Annotated in this window: 16 protein-coding genes and 1 pseudogene; 9 read left to right on the forward strand and 8 right to left on the reverse strand. The window is 72.0% G+C overall.

Translation table 11 applies throughout. From position 1 onward, the window contains the following. Positions 1-1,173, forward strand: coding sequence for an ROK family protein (locus tag ACRAKJ_RS08155; RefSeq protein ID WP_438923252.1), 1,173 nt, complete (start codon positions 1-3; stop codon positions 1,171-1,173). Positions 1,174-1,306: 133 nt separating this feature from the next. On the opposite strand, the gene ACRAKJ_RS08160 is transcribed toward ACRAKJ_RS08155, so the two are convergent. The 3 genes from ACRAKJ_RS08160 to ppgK all read right to left on the reverse strand — a co-directional run bounded on the left by ACRAKJ_RS08160 (position 1,307) and on the right by ppgK (position 4,249). Beyond that, positions 1,307-1,486, reverse strand: coding sequence for a DUF7455 domain-containing protein (locus tag ACRAKJ_RS08160; RefSeq protein WP_015800348.1), 180 nt, complete (start codon positions 1,484-1,486; stop codon positions 1,307-1,309). Between the two features lie 500 nt (positions 1,487-1,986). After that, positions 1,987-3,291 carry an RNA polymerase sigma factor gene (locus tag ACRAKJ_RS08165; protein WP_438923253.1) on the reverse strand — a complete coding sequence of 435 codons (1,305 nt, stop codon included), beginning with the start codon at positions 3,289-3,291 and terminating at the stop codon, positions 1,987-1,989. A 196-nt stretch (positions 3,292-3,487) separates the two neighbouring features. Continuing rightward, positions 3,488-4,249: a polyphosphate--glucose phosphotransferase gene (ppgK, locus tag ACRAKJ_RS08170; RefSeq protein WP_438923254.1), complete on the reverse strand. Its 762-nt coding sequence runs from the start codon at positions 4,247-4,249 to the stop codon at positions 3,488-3,490. Between the two features lie 96 nt (positions 4,250-4,345). Between ppgK and ACRAKJ_RS08175 the strand changes: the two genes are divergently transcribed. Continuing rightward, positions 4,346-5,146 (forward strand): inositol monophosphatase family protein, encoded by an 801-nt coding sequence (locus tag ACRAKJ_RS08175; protein ID WP_438923255.1) that lies wholly within the window; start codon positions 4,346-4,348, stop codon positions 5,144-5,146. A gap of 417 nt (positions 5,147-5,563) precedes the next feature. On the opposite strand, the gene cei is transcribed toward ACRAKJ_RS08175, so the two are convergent. Further along, the gene (cei, locus tag ACRAKJ_RS08180; protein WP_438923256.1) at positions 5,564-6,304 is read right to left on the reverse strand and encodes an envelope integrity protein Cei; all 741 of its coding nucleotides are present in this window, start codon (positions 6,302-6,304) and stop codon (positions 5,564-5,566) included. 413 nt (positions 6,305-6,717) lie between these two features. On the opposite strand from cei, the gene ACRAKJ_RS08185 reads away from it, so the two are divergent. Further along, positions 6,718-7,017 (forward strand): DUF4193 domain-containing protein, encoded by a 300-nt coding sequence (locus tag ACRAKJ_RS08185; RefSeq protein WP_053717171.1) that lies wholly within the window; start codon positions 6,718-6,720, stop codon positions 7,015-7,017. 142 nt (positions 7,018-7,159) lie between these two features. Here the strand turns inward: ACRAKJ_RS08185 and ACRAKJ_RS08190 are convergent, their stop codons facing one another. Then, entirely contained in the window at positions 7,160-7,624 is a 465-nt protein-coding gene (locus ACRAKJ_RS08190; protein ID WP_438923257.1) for a DUF3093 domain-containing protein, read from the reverse strand. Between the two features lie 24 nt (positions 7,625-7,648). Here ACRAKJ_RS08190 and dut point away from each other — a divergent pair, with 24 nt between their 5' ends. Both dut and ACRAKJ_RS08200 read left to right on the forward strand, forming a co-directional pair. Then, positions 7,649-8,116, forward strand: a complete 468-nt coding sequence (gene dut / locus ACRAKJ_RS08195) for a dUTP diphosphatase (RefSeq protein WP_438923258.1) — start codon at positions 7,649-7,651, stop codon at positions 8,114-8,116. A gap of 5 nt (positions 8,117-8,121) precedes the next feature. After that, positions 8,122-8,751, forward strand: coding sequence for a DUF3710 domain-containing protein (locus ACRAKJ_RS08200; protein WP_438923259.1), 630 nt, complete (start codon positions 8,122-8,124; stop codon positions 8,749-8,751). A gap of 66 nt (positions 8,752-8,817) precedes the next feature. On the opposite strand, the gene ACRAKJ_RS08205 is transcribed toward ACRAKJ_RS08200, so the two are convergent. Beyond that, on the reverse strand, positions 8,818-9,492 hold the full coding sequence (locus ACRAKJ_RS08205) for an alpha/beta fold hydrolase (RefSeq protein ID WP_438923260.1): 675 nt from the start codon (positions 9,490-9,492) through the stop codon (positions 8,818-8,820). A 106-nt stretch (positions 9,493-9,598) separates the two neighbouring features. Here ACRAKJ_RS08205 and ACRAKJ_RS08210 point away from each other — a divergent pair, with 106 nt between their 5' ends. Then, the gene (locus ACRAKJ_RS08210) at positions 9,599-9,976 is read left to right on the forward strand and encodes an OB-fold nucleic acid binding domain-containing protein (RefSeq protein ID WP_438923261.1); all 378 of its coding nucleotides are present in this window, start codon (positions 9,599-9,601) and stop codon (positions 9,974-9,976) included. Continuing rightward, positions 9,973-10,644, forward strand: a pseudogene (locus tag ACRAKJ_RS08215) (DUF3159 domain-containing protein); the annotation flags it as partial. The gene ACRAKJ_RS08210 and the pseudogene ACRAKJ_RS08215, both read left to right, overlap by 4 nt. Positions 10,645-11,005: 361 nt before the next feature. On the opposite strand, the gene ACRAKJ_RS08220 reads toward ACRAKJ_RS08215, so the two are convergent. Both ACRAKJ_RS08220 and ACRAKJ_RS08225 read right to left on the reverse strand, forming a co-directional pair. Next, a complete protein-coding gene (locus ACRAKJ_RS08220) occupies positions 11,006-11,662 on the reverse strand; it encodes an NAD-binding protein (protein WP_438923262.1) in 657 nt (218 codons plus the stop codon). Beyond that, entirely contained in the window at positions 11,663-12,499 is an 837-nt protein-coding gene (locus ACRAKJ_RS08225) for an NAD-binding protein (protein ID WP_438923263.1), read from the reverse strand. Between ACRAKJ_RS08225 and ACRAKJ_RS08230 the strand changes: the two genes are divergently transcribed. Further along, complete coding sequence (locus ACRAKJ_RS08230; RefSeq protein ID WP_438923264.1) at positions 12,408-14,420, forward strand: amino acid permease; 2,013 nt, start codon at positions 12,408-12,410, stop codon at positions 14,418-14,420. The two genes, ACRAKJ_RS08225 and ACRAKJ_RS08230, sit on opposite strands and share 92 nt — an antisense overlap. After that, positions 14,417-15,646, forward strand: a complete 1,230-nt coding sequence (locus ACRAKJ_RS08235) for a TRAM domain-containing protein (protein ID WP_438923265.1) — start codon at positions 14,417-14,419, stop codon at positions 15,644-15,646. The genes ACRAKJ_RS08230 and ACRAKJ_RS08235 overlap by 4 nt, the downstream gene beginning before the upstream one ends. Positions 15,647-15,651: the final 5 nt, after the last annotated feature.

Genomic DNA, 15,651 nt, shown 5'->3' on the forward strand with positions numbered 1-15,651 from the left:
GTGAGCACACCGACCGCGGGAGCACGACCGGACGAGGTCCGCAGGCACAACCGCACGGCGCTGCTGCGCCGGCTGCACGTGGACGGACCGTCCACCAGGGCGTCGCTCGCGGCTGAGCTCGGGCTCAACCGCAGCACCATCAAGGCCCTGGTGGACGGCCTGGCCGAGTCGGGCGTCGTCGCCGAACGGGTGCCCGCGCAGCGCTCCGGCGCGGGCCGCCCGTCCCTGCTGGTCCTCCCGCAGCCGCAGGCCGCCGTCGTCATGGCCATCGACATCCGCGTCGAGCAGGTGGCGATGGCCATGGTGGGCCTCGGCGGCGACATCCTCGGCCGGGACTCGTGGAACCTGCACCACCGCTCCCGCGACCCCGGCGAGGTCATCACGCACGTCGCCGACTCGGCGAAGCTGCTCGCCGACGAGCTGGACGTCCGGGCGGTCGGCGTCGGCGTCTCCGTGCCCGGCGTCGTGCGCCGCCACGACGGCCTCGTCCACGAGGCGCCCAACCTGCACTGGACCGACGTGGCCCTCGGCCAGCGCCTCTCCTCGGTGCTCAAGGTGCCCGTCCAGGTCGGCAACGACGCCGAGCTGGGCGCGCTGGCCGAACACGTCCGCGGGGCCGCCCGCGACTCCTCCGACGTGGTCTACATCTCCGCCGACGTCGGCATCGGCGGCGGCGTCATCTCCAGCGGCCAACCGCTGCGCGGCACCGGCGGCTACGTCGGCGAGCTCGGCCACATGGTCGTGCGGCCCGGCGGCAGGCGCTGCTACTGCGGCTGCCAGGGCTGCTGGGAGACCGAGGTGGGGGAGGCCGCGCTGTGCCGGGCGCTGGCCCTGCCCGAGGACGCCCCGCGCGGCGCCGTGGTGGCCGAGCTGAGGTCCCTGGCGGGCTCGCCGGACACCGTCGCCCACCGGCTGGGCGAGTTCACCGAGTGGCTCGCCATGGGCCTGGTGACCGTCGTCAACATGCTCGGCCCCGAACTGGTGGTGCTGGGCGACCTGTTCACCGCCCTGCCCGAGTCGCTCGTCGACCAGCTGCGCCGCACCGTGCAGCAGCGGTCCCTGGTGTCCCGCGCGGTCGGGGGCACCCGCATCGTGTCCTCGCCGCTCGGCCGGGACGCCAAGCTCGTGGGTGCCGCCGAACTGGCCTTCGAGCCCGTGCTGGGCGAGGTCTGAGCCCGTCCTCCCCGAGCGGGTACCCGGACGGCCCGTGGAAAAGCCCCTGGACGTGCAGGGGGGCGGGAACCCCGTGGAGGGTCCCCGCCCCGGACGGCCAGGGTGCTACGGGCCCCGAGGGGGCCCGTGCTGTTCAGCCCTGCTGCAACTCGGCAGCGAGCTCACGCAGCTTCGTGCTGTGCTCGCGGGCGTGGTGCCCGCAGAACAGCAGCTCGCCCCCGGAGGGGAGCACGGCGCGAACCTGGGCAGCAGCCCCGCAGCGGTCGCAGCGGTCGGCAGCGGTCAACGCGGGGCGGGTGAGCGTGGTAGTCATGGAAATCTCCCTCCGTCCCGGCACCGGGGATCGGTGCCCTCACACCTAGCTGCGACCACTTCGCATCTGGCTGATGTGCCGTGTTCGCTGCTTCCACTCTTGCAGACGCACGGGAGTAAGTCAGTGTTCCCGGGGCCGTGGCGACCCGCGTCACTTCCGATTTACCCGCCGCACGGGTAGTTCGAACCTCGCAGGACCACCGGTTCGATTGGTTTTCGCTCACGTTCCGTTGTGCCGGCAACGGTTTCATGACCTGCGGATACGTCGTTGGACGCACGTTCGCTGCTCCGAACGGTGGGCGGTCACCGACGGTCCGTGTGATCGGTAACACTTTGGTCAGCCCAGAGCGAACACGCCCCCGCGTTCCACGATCCGGACGCTCCACGTCCGGTTCACGGACCCGCAACCGGGGGTCGACGGGCGCCGGCGGAAGCCCGACCGGGTCCGAACGCGACGGTGCCCCGACCTGGAACAGGCCGGGGCACCGTCGGTGGGACCGCCTAGTCGAGGTAGTCCCGCAGGACCTGCGACCGCGACGGGTGGCGCAGCTTCGACATCGTCTTCGACTCGATCTGCCGGATGCGCTCGCGCGTCACGCCGTAGACCTGACCGATCTCGTCCAGCGTCCGCGGCTGGCCGTCGGTGAGGCCGAACCGCAGCCGCACCACACCCGCCTCGCGCTCGGACAGCGTCGCCAGCACCGACTGGAGCTGGTCCTGGAGCAGCGTGAACGACACCGCGTCCACCGCCACCACGGCCTCGGAGTCCTCGATGAAGTCACCGAGCTGGCTGTCGCCCTCGTCACCGATCGTCTGGTCCAGCGAGATGGGCTCCCGGGCGTACTGCTGGATCTCCAGCACCTTCTCCGGGGTGATGTCCATCTCCTTGGCCAGCTCCTCCGGCGTGGGCTCGCGGCCCAGGTCCTGGAGCAGCTCGCGCTGGATGCGACCGAGCTTGTTGATGACCTCGACCATGTGCACCGGGATGCGGATGGTGCGGGCCTGGTCGGCCATGGCGCGCGTGATCGCCTGGCGGATCCACCACGTGGCGTACGTGGAGAACTTGTAGCCCTTGGTGTAGTCGAACTTCTCCACCGCGCGGATCAGGCCCAGGTTGCCCTCCTGGATCAGGTCCAGGAACGCCATGCCGCGACCGGTGTAGCGCTTGGCCAGCGACACCACCAGGCGGAGGTTGGCCTCCAGCAGGTGGTTCTTGGCGCGCTCGCCGTCCCGCACGATCCACCGCAGGTCGCGGCGCAGCTGCGGGGTCAGCTTCTCCTGCTCGTCCTCGGCGCGGCGCACCCGCTCCGCGGCGTAGAGGCCGGCCTCGATGCGCTTGGCGAGCTCGACCTCCTCCTCCGCGTTGAGCAGGGCGACCTTGCCGATCTGCTTCAGGTAGGCGCGGACCGAGTCGGCCGAGGCGGTCAGCTCCGCGTCCTTGCGGGCCTGCCGCAGCGCCTCCGACTCCTCCTCGTCCCAGACGAAGTCACCCTCGCCGGGCTTGGCCTCCTCCTCGGCGGGCTCCTCCTCGACCGGCTCGTCGATCAGCTCGACGTCGTCGACGAGGTCCTCGCCGTCGGGACCGCCTTCGAGGTCCTCGGGCTCGTCGCCCTCGGTGGCCTTCTTCACCTTGCCCGGGGCGGCGGCGGCCTTGGCGGCCGTCTTGCGCGGTGCCCGCGTGGCCGTCTTGCCCGCCGCGGCGGTCTTCGCCACCGGCTTCTTCGCCGGGGCCTTCCTCGCCGAGGTGGCCTTGGGCGTGTCCTCGGCGTCAGCCTTAGCTGCCTGGGTCGTCTTCGCGGCTGCCACGTACGCCCTTTCGCGACTGTCGATCAAGGCAAACCGAAGGGCGCGAACCTCGGTCGCCGGAGTACGGGGGACCCCCGCCGGATCGTTCGTCAGCGGGGCACCGTTCCATTGTAACGACGAGAATCGCGTGCCGGTGCGCCCCGGCGTCCCCCGAAGTGGTCCGGCACGCGTTCTCGCAGCTAGAACGACCGCGAAATCAGTGGACCAGGCCGTGCGCGGCGGCCAGGGCCGCCCCGACGATGCCCGCGTCGTTCTTCAGCGCCGCCGCCACCACCTCGGTGCGGACCTCCAGCAGCGGCAGCCACTTCTCCGCCTTCTTGCTGACCCCGCCGCCCGCGATCACCAGGTCCGGCCAGATCAGGTTCTCCAGGACGTTGACGTAGCGCGAGACCCGCGGCGCCCACTCGGCCCAGCTCAGGTCCTTGTCCTCCTTGACCGACGCCGCCGCGCGCTTCTCCGCGTCGTGGCCGTCGACCTCCAGGTGACCGAACTCGGTGTTCGGGACGAGCTTGCCGTCCAGGAACAGCGCGCTGCCGATACCGGTGCCGAACGTCAGCAGCACCACGAGGCCGTCCCGGTCGAGACCGGAACCGAAGCGCATCTCGGCGATGCCCGCGGCGTCCGCGTCGTTCATGACGACGACCTGCTCCTTCGGGCGGCCGAGGCGCTCGGCGAACAGCTGCGCCGCGTCCGTGCCGATCCACTTCTTGTCGACGTTCGCGGCGGTGTGCGCGACGCCGTGCTTGACCACGCAGGGCAGCGTGACGCCCACCGGCCCGTCCCAGCCGAACTTCTCGACGATCTCGGCGACCACGTCGGCGACCGCGTCCGGCGTCGACGGCTGCGGCGTGGTCACGCGCAGGCGTTCCCCGTCCAGCGCACCCGCCTCCAGGTCCACGAGGCCGCCCTTGATGCCCGAACCGCCGATGTCCACGCCGAACCCGCGGGTCATGCCCATCCCCGTGGTCCCTTCCTACTCGATTCAGTAACCGTGGCCGCAGACACTAGCCTGCAGTTCTCCGATAGTCCCGTGAGAGTGACGCAGGAGGAACAGTTGCGTTTCGATCCGCGCTCATTGGTCGATGTCGCCGCGCTCGTGGCACGTGAGGCGGGCTCGCTCGCCCTGACGACGCGCGAGGCCGCCGTCGCCGACGTCGACACCAAGTCCACGATCACCGACGTGGTCACCGCGGCGGACCGCGCGGCCGAGCGGCTCGTGCGCGGACGCCTCGCGGAACTCCGCCCCGGCGAGCCCGTGATCGGCGAGGAAGAAGGTGGTCAGGCCGCCGTCGACGGTCTGACGTGGGTAGTGGACCCCATCGACGGCACTGTCAACTACCTCTACGGGATCCCCCACTACGCGGTCTCGGTCGCCGCGCAGGTCGACGGCGAGTCCGTCGCCGGCGCGGTGTTCGAACCGGCGAGCGGACGCCTCTGGACCGCGGCCAGGGGAGAAGGCGCCCAGCTCGACGGCCGGCAACTCCGGGTCAACGACGTCACCCGGTTGGACGTCTCACTCCTGGGCTACGGCTTCGCCTACCGGGCGGACCGGCGGCAGCGGCAGGCGGAGACCTGGGCCAGGCTCGCCACGAAGGTGCGGGACATCCGCCGGGCCGGAGCCGCCTCCCTGGACCTGTGCGCCGTCGCCGCGGGCCGCCTGGACGCCTACGCCGAACACGCCCTGGGCCGCTGGGACTGGGCGGCGGGCGCCCTGCTGGCCCGCGAGGCCGGCGCGGTCGTGAAGGTGCCGGGCGAGGCGCCGGAGCTGGGGGCGGACGCGACGTTCGCGGCGGCGCCGGGCATCGCGGACGCGCTGTACGAGGCCCTGGTGGACGCCGACTTCGCCAAGGTCTGAGCCGCGCTGGTCCGAGCCGCTCTCCCGCCCTGCCCGCTTCGGTCCGCCTCGGTCCGTCCTGGCCCGGCGGCCCGGGGCAGTGCCACCCGTCCGGAAGGTCCCCGGGGGCGAGGCCGCCGTGTTCCGGGTCTCCCGCGTTCGAGACCGCCACGCCCAGGTTCTCCGCACCCGAGGCCGCCGCGCCACAAGTCCCCGTATTCGAGGTCGGTAGCACCCGAGGCCGGCACGCCCGGGTTCTGCGCTTCAGCTCAGCGCGTCCGAGATCCCTGCGCCCGAGATCCCTGCGCCCGAGATCCCTGCGCCCAAGATCAGTGCGTCAGAGGTCCCCCGGCCAGGGGGTCCCCCTGATATCCATTCAACCCGAAAACGCCACAGCCCGGCCGCTCGCGCGACCGGGCTGTGGACAACTCCGGAAGATCAGCAGTGCACGTCGCGCGCGCCCCGCAGGTTGTCGGCGTTCAGCTCCGGCGCCGCCGAGTCCTGCGCCGCCTGGCCGCCCTGCTGCTGCGGCTGCTGCTCGGCCCACGCCGCCAGCTGGTCCAGGACCTTGCGGGCGGCGCTGTTCGGCTTCACCTCGCTGAACTTCTTGCCGACCGCCACGTCGACCGTCGCGTCCTGGCGCTCGTCGCGCACCAGCTCCATGCACGGCTCGATGAGGCTCAGCGTCCGCGCCGCCCCCGCGCCCGGCGCGCCGAACCGGATCTGACCGCGGCACGTCATGTCCTGCGCCGGGTACAGCGGGTCGTTGCCCGGCTCCGCCGCCTGCTTCAAGCCCAGGTCCACCAGCGACGTCGCCACGAACCGGGCCTGGTTGCGCTGCGTGCTCGCGTTGAACGCGCGGAACTGCACCTCGCCCACCGGCACCGGGTCGGTGCGGTCCAGGGCGTCGTGCCCGAGCACGGTGCCCCGAGCCGCCGGCCCGCCGGGTGCCGCGCCCGGGTCCTGCGCCGCGGCGCTCGACGCCGGCACCGGGCCGGGCGCGTTGCACTGGATGGCCGCGTCCACGTCGCCCGCGTCGGCGAGCACCCGGTTCCAGACGACCACCGCTGTCACGGCGAGCACCACGAACAGGACGAGGGCCGGCCACGGCCGCCTCTTCCGGTACCGCGACGACCCGCTTCCTCCCCTACCGGGTCCCACGTCCGCCGACCTCCCCATGGCGCAGTGTTGATGGTGATCAGGCTATGCCGCGGCCCGCGGTGGCGCGTTCCGGGCAGGCTTGTCGCGGCCCGTTATCACCCGGTCGCGGACGGTCAACGCCCCGGAGGGGTGTTCCGAGCCGGGCTCGACGGGCGGGCGGGCCCGCCCAGAGCCTATCGGGCCAGCGTGCGAAGGTCGTGTCACCCGTCTGCTCAATTAGGGGGAACCCGCTGCGCGACCCCCTGATCCATGAGCTACCCTCTCGGCGCTCCGCGCACCGCCGGACACCGGGAAGCGTCGACTTGCAGGGGGTTGGCGCCCGGCAGCGCGAGCGAGACCTCCGTCACTGACGACGGGGGCACAAAAAGGGGCGCTGGTGCGTTAACCAGCGACACGAACAGTCTCCGTTGACCGCAGGGGTGTGAAAGAAGATGGCGACCGACTACGACGCGCCGCGTCGCAGCGAGGCGGACGAACTCGCTGAGGACTCCCTCGAGGAGCTCAAGGCGCGGCGCAACGAAACGCAGTCCGGGGTCGTCGACATCGACGAGGACGCGACCGCCGAGAACTTCGAGCTGCCGGGTGCCGACCTGTCCGGCGAGGAGCTCACGTTCAAGGTCCTGCCCAAGCAGGCGGACGAGTTCACGTGCTCGAAGTGCTTCCTGGTGCACCACCGCAGCAGGCTGGCCGAAGAGGTGAACGGCCAGTACATCTGCCGCGACTGCGCCTGAGCAGCCGCCCGAGGACCATTCGTCGGGGAACGACACCGGACCCACAGGCTCCACACAGAGGCACCACCCACAGGTAGCTACGAACAGTTCTGGGCGCTCACCCCTCCGCCGGGGTGGCGCCCAGTCGCTGTTGCGGTGCAGGTCACCGCCCGCGCAGCACCGCCGCCAGCTCCTCCGCCGACCGCACGCTGAACAGCCAGTACGGCGTCGGGTCCTGCGGGTCGCGCAGCTCCACCTTCACCACCGGACCCACCCACCCGCGGTGCGCGACGTACGCCATCGGGTCGAGGTCGGGGCCCATCGCCTTGCGCTTGGCCTTCGAGTCGAACACCTCGACGTCGCCCAGCAGCTCCAGCGGCACGTGCGCCTGGCCCACGCGCAGCTCGCCGCGGGACACCTCGACCTTCGTCGACCCCATGCGGGCCAGCAGCAGCACCGTCAGCGGCACGAGGACCGCGTAGGGCAGCCACGACCGCACGCCGGGGAAGCCCATGTGGATCTCGGCGGCCAGCAGCACGGCCGCGGCCAGCGGCAACGGCCAACCCCACCAGGGCACGGACAACCGCTCGCGGAACGCGGTCGGGGCGGTCACAGCACTCTCGCTCACACCACCAGGGTAGTCTCGCGCGCCGTGCCCAGCGTCGAGGTCCTGCTGTCCCGTCTCGATCCCGCCGTGCCGCCGCCGGCCTACGCCCGACCGGGTGATGCCGGCGCTGACCTGGTGACGACCACCGACGTGGTGATCGAACCGGGGGAGCGCGCGGTGGTCGGCACGGGCGTGGCGATCGCGCTGCCCGAGGGCTACGCGGGGTTCGTGCACCCGCGCAGCGGCCTCGCCGCCCGCGTCGGCTTGAGCGTGATCAACACGCCGGGCACGATCGACGCGGGCTACCGGGGGGAGATCAAGGTCTGCCTGGTCAACCACGACCCGCGGGAGCCGGTGAAGCTCACGCGCGGCGACCGGATCGCCCAGCTGGTGGTGCAGAAGGTGGAGCACGCCGTGTTCCGCGAGGTCGACGAGCTGCCCGGGTCCGAACGCGGTGCCGGCGGCTACGGCTCTACTGGCGGGCACGACGTGCTCGCCCGGACGGAGGGGTGAAGGCGATGTTCGGACGGCGCCGCAAGCGCGGTAGGCACTCCGCGAACCGGGGGACGGCGCACACCGAGGCCGAGCTCGACGGCCTGGAGGAGGGTGGCGACGGCCCGTTCGACGAGTCGCAGGCCCCCAACGACGGGCTCAACCGCCTCGACCTCGGCTCGATCCGGCTCCCGGTGCCCGAGGGCGCCCAGCTCCAGGTGGAGATGGACCCGGCGGGCGCGGTGCGCGCCGTGCACCTCCTGACCACCGTCGGCCAGCTCACCGTCAGCGCGTTCGCCGCGCCGAAGACCGACCGGCTGTGGCCGGAGGTCAGCGGCGAGATGATCGGCCAGTTCAAGTCGGACGGCTTCCGCATCCTGCGCGAGAACGGCGAGTGGGGCGAGGAGATCTCCGCCCGCAACAACGAGGTGCACCTGCGCGTCGTGGGCGTGGACGGGCCGCGCTGGATGCTGCGGGGCATCGCGGCCGCGCCGACCGAGGAGCAGGCCGTGCGGGCCGCCGAGGCCCTCTACGAGCTGGTCCGCGACACGGTCGTGGTGCGGGGCGCGCAGCCGATGCCGGTGCGCACGCCGCTGCCGATCGAGCTGCCCGAGGCCATCGCCCGCCACATCCAGCAACAGCAGCAGCCCGGCTGACCCGGTCGGCCGCACCTGGTCGGCCACCACCCGGTCGGTCGCTAGCTGACCGGCCCCGTGAGCAGGTCAGCGTTCCGCCGCCGCGCGGAGCGCGTCGAGCGCGGCGCGGCCCAGGACCTCCCGGTCCGCGCCGAGCTCGGCCAACGTCGTCGTGCGCAGAACGCCCCGAGGCAGCGCACCCACCCACGTACGAGCGATCTCGACCGGGTGAACGGGGTCGTCGGTGCACGCGGCGATCCCCACCGGTACGTCCAGCCGCCCCAGCTCGGCCACCGTCGGCGCGGCCGACCCGGCGGCCTCCCGCAGCACGCCGGGCAACCGCCGCCCGTACCGCGGCCACGCCCGCCGCAGCTCGTCGCCCAACCACCCGTCCACGCCGGTCAGCGCCCCGTCCAGGCCCACCGCCTCGACGGCCGCCGCGCTCGCCGAGGCCGCCAGCGCCGCCGGGGCGTCCCCGGCGGGCCCGTTCCACGCGGGCAGCGCCACCAGCACCCCCGCGCACCGCTCGGGGTGCCGCACCGCCCACGCCGCCGCCACGTGCGCGCCCAGCGAGACCCCGCCGACCACCAACGGCGTACCGGACCACGCCGCGTCCAGCGCCCCGACGTGCTCCGCGACCCCCCTCGACGGGGGTGCCACCAGCGAGAACCCGGCCTCGGCCAGGGGGCGGGCGAACACCGAGGCGACGAACACCTCGTCGGAGGCGGTGCCGGGCAGGAGAACGGCGAGTGACGAACCCATGGCGTCACATCCTCCCCCAGTCGGATACCCGGTCGGGTGTACCCGGTTACGCTGGTTTGTGGACGGGCTTCGTCGACGAGGCCCCACGCACTCCCAGGAGTCGGGGATGACTGGTACTGGGGGCGGCTACTGGCGCCGCCTCGTGCGTCGGCTGACCACCGACGTCAGCGAGTTGGACGCCGACGACCTGTCGCGAAAAGCCGTGGCCATCGGGGCCGTACGGGCGTGCGACTGCAAATCCGGTGAGGAGGTGACGGTGCTGGGGCGGCTGCGCAGCGTCGAGTTGTGCCCCCGCGACGCCGCCGCCACGCTGGAGGCGGAGCTGTACGACGGCACCGAGGGCGTGACGCTCGTGTGGCTGGGCCGTCGCCGCATCGCCGGCATCGAGCCGGGTCGCACCATCAAGGCCAGGGGCCGCATCGCGGTCCGGGACGGACGCAAGGTGCTCTACAACCCCTACTACGAGCTGCAGAACGCTTCATGACCCCGGCGAACGAGACCGAGAAGCAGCCCACGATGCTGGAGCAGATGGGCGGCGTCACCGGCCTCGCCCTGTCCTCCCTGCCCGTCGTGGTGTTCGTGCTGGTCAACGCCCTGGCAGGGCTCATGCCGGCGATCTGGTCCGCGCTGGGCGCGGCCGTGCTGATCGGCATCGCGCTCGCCCTGCGCAAGGGCTCGGTGCAACCGGCCGTGTCGGCGGTCTTCGGCGTCGGCATCGCCGCGTTCATCGCCTACCGCACGGGCGACGCCAAGGGCTTCTTCCTGTTCGGCATCTGGCAGAGCCTCGTCTACGGCGGCGCGTTCATCCTGTCGATCCTGGTCCGCTGGCCCCTCGCGGGCGTGGTGTGGTCGTTCCTCAACGGCCAGGGCACCGCGTGGCGGCAGGACAAGGCCAGCGTGCGCGACTACGACATCGCGACGCTCGTGTGGGCCCTCGTGTTCTGCGCCAGGTTCGTGGTGCAGCGGTGGCTGTACGACGAGGCGTCGGTCGGCTGGCTGGCCGTCGCCAGGCTCGCCATGGGCTACCCGCTGATGGCGGTGGCCCTGGTCGCGACCGTCTGGGCGGTGCGCCGCTCCGACAAGCGCCTCAAGGCGGCCCTCGCCACCGAGGAGGAGGAGAACCGGGAGGCGGAGGAACGCCTGCGCGCCCAGGCCGCCGGCAACAACACCGCCGGCAACAACACCGCCGGCAACAACACCGCCGGCAACCAGGCCACCGGCAACCAGGTCACCGGCAACCAGGTCACCGGACCCCGTGCCGCCGGCGCCCAGGCCGAGCCGAACCGCGCCCAGGCCGGGCCGAACATCTACGACCAGGTGCTCGACGCCTCGACCGACCAGCGCCCCGAACCCGCCAGGGCCGACGAGCGGTAGCCGCGCCACCGCGCCGGCAACGCTTCGCAGGGGTCCCCGCCAAGGGGACCCCTGCTTTTATCCTTCCAGCCGGCACCGACGATTCCGAGCGCGTTGAGCCGCCCTGTGGACAACCCCGCCGCCGTTCCCCGACCGGGGGTCAGTACCCCAACGACGACCGGATCTCGCGCTCCACGTCCGCCGCCGCCACGAACAGCAGCTCGTCGCCGCCCTCCAGGGTGTCGTCCGGTGTCGGCACGATCACCCGCCCGCCGCGCAGGATCGTGACCAGCGCCGCGTCCCGGGGCAGGGCCAGCGAGTTCACCGGCGAACCGGCCAGCGGCGTGTCCCCGGGCAGGGTGATCTCCACCAGGTTCGCCTGACCCTGGCGCAGCGTCATCAGCCGCACCACGTCGCCGACCGTCACGGCCTCCTCGACCAGCGCGGACAGGATGCGCGGCGTCGACACGGCCACGTCCACGCCCCACGACTCGGTGAACAGCCACTCGTTGGCCGGGTCGTTCACCCGGGCCACGACGCGCCGCACCGCGAACTCCGTCTTCGCCAGCAGCGACACCACCAGGTTGACCTTGTCGTCACCGGTGGCGGCGATCACCACGTCGCACAGCTGCATGCCCGCGTCCTCCAGCGAGGACAGCTCGCACGCGTCCGCCTGCACCCACTCGGCCTGCTCCACGGTGTGCGGCTCGAACTGGGTGCGGTCGCGCTCGATCAGCATCACCTGGTGCCCGTCGGCCACCAACTCGGCCGCGATGGACCGGCCCACCGCGCCGGCCCCAGCGATAGCGATGCGCACTCAGCTCTCCTCGGGTGCGTGAGCCGCGGCGGCGGCCACATCGGTCACGGTGCCGGACAGGGCAGCCACGTACACCTGGTCGTCGGCCTGGAGCACGGTCTTCGAGTCGGGCAGCACACCCGTCCCGAACCGCATGATGAACGCGACCCGGCAGCCGGTGACCTCCTGGAGGTCGCGGACGGTGCGGCCCACCCAGTCCTCGTGCAGCTCCAGCGGCAGCACGGCCACCGACCCCGACGGGTCGCGCCACGCCGTCGCGCTGCCCTCGGGCAGCAGCATCCGCAGGAACCGGTCGGTCGACCACGGCACGGTCGCCACGGTCGGGATGCCCAGCCGCTCGTACACGGCGGCGCGCTTCTCGTCGTAGATGCGGGCGACCACCGCCTCCACGCCGAACGTCTCGCGCGCCACCCGCGCCGAGATGATGTTCGAGTTGTCGCCGCTGGACACCGCCGCGAACGCACCCGCCCGCTCGATGCCCGCCTCGATGAGAACGCGCTGGTCGAAGCCGTTGCCGACGACCTGCTGCCCGTGGAAGTCGGACCCGAGCCTGCGGAAGGACTGGGCGTCCTTGTCGATCACCGCGACCTGGTGGTCCAGGCGCTCCAGGGCCTTGGCCAGGGACGATCCCACCCGGCCGCACCCCATGATCACCACGTGCACGAATGCCTCCTGAACGACGCCTACGGAGAACCTACCCACGATTACTCCGACCAGGGGACCTGACCCCTTACGCTTTCGACCCGTGTCCAAGCTCGCAACCGCGGCCAAGCGCCTCGTGGTCGGCAGGCCGTTCCGCAGCGACCGGTTGGCCCACACCCTGCTGCCCAAGCGCATCGCCTTGCCGGTCTTCGCCTCGGACGCGATGTCCAGTGTCGCGTACGCACCCGAAGAGATCTTCCTGGTGCTGTCCGTGGCCGGACTCTCGGCCTACGCCCTGGCCCCCTGGGTCGGCGTGGTCGTCGTGGTCGTGATGCTCACGGTCGTCGCGAGCTACCGGCAGAACGTGCACGCCTACCCCTCCGGCGGAGGCGACTACGAGGTCGCCACCGTCAACCTGGGCCGCCGGGCCGGTCTCACCGTCGCCAGTGCCCTGCTGGTCGACTACATCCTCACCGTCGCGGTCTCCATCTCCTCGGCCGCGGCCAACATCGGGTCGGCTATCCCGTTCGTCGCCACCCACAAGGCCGAGTTCGCGGTCGCCGCGATCATCCTGCTCACCGCCGTCAACCTGCGCGGCATCCGCGAGTCGGGCAGCGCCTTCGCCATCCCGACCTACGCGTTCATGGTCGGCGTCGTCCTCATGATCGGCTACGGCCTGTACCGCGGCCTCGTCCTGGGCGACGAGATGCGCGCCGAGAGCGCCGGCCTGGAACTGCGCGCCGAGGACGACCACCTCGTCGGCCTCGCGTTCCTGTTCCTCGTGCTCCGGGCGTTCTCCTCCGGCTGCGCCGCCCTGACCGGCGTGGAGGCCATCAGCAACGGCGTGCCCGCGTTCCGCAAGCCGAAGTCGCGCAACGCGGCGACCACGCTGCTGATGATGGGCCTCATCGCCGTCGTGATGCTGATCGGCCTGATCGTGCTGGCCCAGCTCACCAGGGTGAAGATGGCCGAGGACCCGGCCCACCAGCTGGTCAACGCGCCCCCCGGCTACGAGCAGAAGACGATGGTCGCCCAGATCGCGGGCGCCGTGTTCGACGGCTTCCCGCCCGGCTTCTTCTTCATCACCGTCGTCACCGCCCTCATCCTCGTGCTCGCCGCCAACACCGCGTTCAACGGCTTCCCCGTCCTCGGTTCGATCCTCGCCCAGGACCGCTACCTGCCCCGTCAGCTGCACACCCGCGGCGACCGGCTCGCGTTCAGCAACGGCATCGTGTTCCTCGCGGGCGGCGCGATCATCCTGGTCATCGCGTTCGACGCCGAGGTCACCAAGCTCCTCCAGCTCTACATCGTGGGCGTGTTCGTGTCGTTCACCCTCAGCCAGGCGGGCATGATCCGGCACTGGAACCGGATGCTCGCCTCCGAGACCGACACCGAGGCGCGCCGCCGCATGCGCCGCTCCCAGCTGATCAACACCTTCGGCCTGGCCATGACCGCCTCGGTGCTGGTCGTCGTGCTGATCACCAAGTTCACCAAGGGCGCGTGGATCGCCATCGCCGCCATGGGCGCCATCTACGCCCTGATGACCGCGATCCGCCGGCACTACGACCGGGTCGCCGAAGAGCTGCGCCAGCAGGAGCGGCAGAAGCTCCTGCCCGCCCGCAACCACGCCATGGTGCTGGTCTCCAAGCTCCACATGCCCACCCTGAGGGCCCTGGCGTACGCCAAGGCGACCCGGCCGGACATCCTTGAGGCCGTGACGGTGAACGTGGACGACGCGGACACCCGACGTCTCGTGCGGGAATGGGAGAAGGAGAACTTCAAGGTGCCGCTCAAGGTGATCGAATCGCCCTACCGGGAGATCACCAGACCAGTCCTCGACTACGTGAAGCGCGTGCGCACCACCAACCCGCGCGACGTGGTCACCGTGTTCATCCCCGAGTACGTGGTCGGCCACTGGTGGGAGCAGTTCCTGCACAACCAGAGCGCCCTGCGGCTCAAGAGCAGGTTGCTGTTCCAACCGGGCGTGATGGTGACGAGCGTGCCGTGGCAGCTCGCCTCCTCCTCGAAGGTGACCGACAACGACGACGTGGTCGCGCCGGGAGCCATCCGGCGCGGTCTGGACAAGCGCGCACGAGAAGATCGGAAGGGCAAGTGACGGCGACCTGGAAGCAGCGCCTCATCGAGGTCGAGGTCGGCGCGGTCGCCCACGGCGGCCACTGCGTCGCCCGGCACGAGGGGCGCGTCGTGTTCGTCCGGCACGCCCTGCCCGGCGAACGGGTGGTGGTGCGCGTCACCGAGGACACCGGCGGCTCGTTCTGCCGCGGCGACGCCGTCGAGGTGCTGGAACCCTCGGCCGACCGCGTCGAACCCCCGTGCCCGTTCAGCGGGCCCGGCCTGTGCGGCGGGTGCGACTGGCAGCACGCGTCGTGGCAGTACCAGCGCGAGCTGAAGGCCGCCGTGGTCAGCGAGCAGCTGCACCGGCTGGCCCGGCTCGACTGGGAGGTCATCGTCGAGGACCTGCCCGGCGGCCCCGAGGACTGGCGCACCCGGATGCGGATGGCCGTGGGCCCCGACGGCCGAGCCGGGTTCCGCAAGCACCGCAGCCACGACGTCGTGGCCGTCGACCACTGCGTCATCGCCGCTCCCGGAGCCCTCGACGGCGTCGTCGACCGCACGTGGCCGCCGAAGTCCGAGCTGGTCGTCACCCGCGACGCGGGCGGCAAGGTGCACCTGACCGAGATCGGCCCGCCGGTCGTGCGCCGAGGCCGCCCCGTGCCCGGCCCGTCCCGGCTCCGCGAGGGCAGCGGCACCGCCACCGAACTCGCCGCGGGCCGCGCCTGGAACCTGCGCGCCGACGGCTTCTGGCAGGTCCACCCCGCCGCCGCCGACACGTTCGCGCAGGTCGTCGCAGACTGGGCGGACTGCCAGCCCGGCGAACGCGCCTGGGACCTCTACGGCGGCGTCGGCCTGTTCGCCGCCGTGCTCGCCGAGCAGGTCGGCGAGACCGGCTCGGTGTGCGTCGTGGAGTCCTCGGTCCGCGCGGTCGAGGACGGCAGGCTCAACCTGTCCGACAAACCACAGGTCAGCTGGTACCCGGGCCGCACCGAGGCCGTCCTGGAGTCGCCGGAGTTCACCGACGCGCCCCCGGACGTCGTCGTCCTCGACCCGCCCCGCAAGGGCGCGGGCAAGGTCGTCGTCACCGCCATCGCCCGCAGCCGGCCGGCCCGTGTGGTCTACGTCGCGTGCGACCCGGCCGCCCTGGCCCGCGACATCGCCGCCTTCGCCCAGCACGGCTACGAGTTGGCGCAGCTCAGGGCGTTCGACGCGTTCCCGATGACGCACCACGTCGAATGCGTCGCCCTCCTGCGGCCCGCTCGCTGACGGGC

Source organism: Saccharothrix sp. DSM 118769, from assembly GCF_052936295.1.